Source organism: Mesorhizobium sp. P5_C1 (assembly GCF_054049815.1).
Genome location: NZ_JBFULQ010001278.1, coordinates 1 through 703, shown reverse-complemented (window position 1 = coordinate 703; position 703 = coordinate 1). Strand labels below are relative to the sequence as shown.

The following is a 703-nucleotide window of genomic DNA, read 5'->3' as shown; positions in this document are numbered from 1 at the left end:
TATTCCAGCAACGGCAGTTCGTGTGGATTGTGGGCAGCAATCCTGCGCACGCGGGGACTGACGGTGAATGTCACCTCGACCATCTCGTCGAGGGTCGGCGGATAGCCCTCGGCGCACAACGCGCATGTGTATTCGTCCTTCTGCAGGGTTTTCAGCGTGGCATTGGTGTCGAGCACGCCGCCACAGCCGGGGCACAGAACATTCCAGGAAATGTCGAAGATGCCCACCCGTGCTGCGTGGAGAAAGGCGCCTATGGTGCGTTCCTCGTCGAGGCCAAGCTTGCCGGCGAAGGCTGGCGCATTGATGCGGCAAAGTTCGCGGTCCTGGCCCTCCGCGATGGTTTGCTTGATCGCGTCGATTGCCTGCGGATCGACATCGGTCGATTGCCGCAGAAGCGAGAACAGATCCTGAGCTTCGTTCATCGTGCAGGCTCCGGAAAATGCGCCCCCGAGGCGTGTTGATCCGGACCGCTCTCTGGTCCGAGTCGCCATTTTACTGCGAAACTGACCGTACGGCCATTCGAATAGACAAGACTGGTGACAGTCCAATTTCCATTCAGCAGATTTTCACCGGCCGCAAGCGGCACTATGATGGTACATTGGGCATTCATTTTTGGGGCTTCTCCCGTGCCGACATCCGACAATCCGCCATTTCCCGCGGCTCTGCGCCTTTTCTCCGCAGGGGTTATCATCGTCCTGATCGT

Annotated in this window: 2 protein-coding genes; both read right to left on the bottom strand. The window is 58.7% G+C overall.

Features of this window, described 5'->3' with window-relative positions; translation table 11 throughout:
- On the bottom strand, positions 1-422 hold a 422-nt coding region (locus tag ACXJ7R_RS35370), incomplete at its 3' end, for a DUF5939 domain-containing protein (protein WP_457155837.1).
- The coding region (locus ACXJ7R_RS35365; RefSeq protein ID WP_457155836.1) for a hypothetical protein at positions 419-703 on the bottom strand (285 nt) is incomplete at its 5' end. The genes ACXJ7R_RS35365 and ACXJ7R_RS35370, both read right to left, overlap by 4 nt.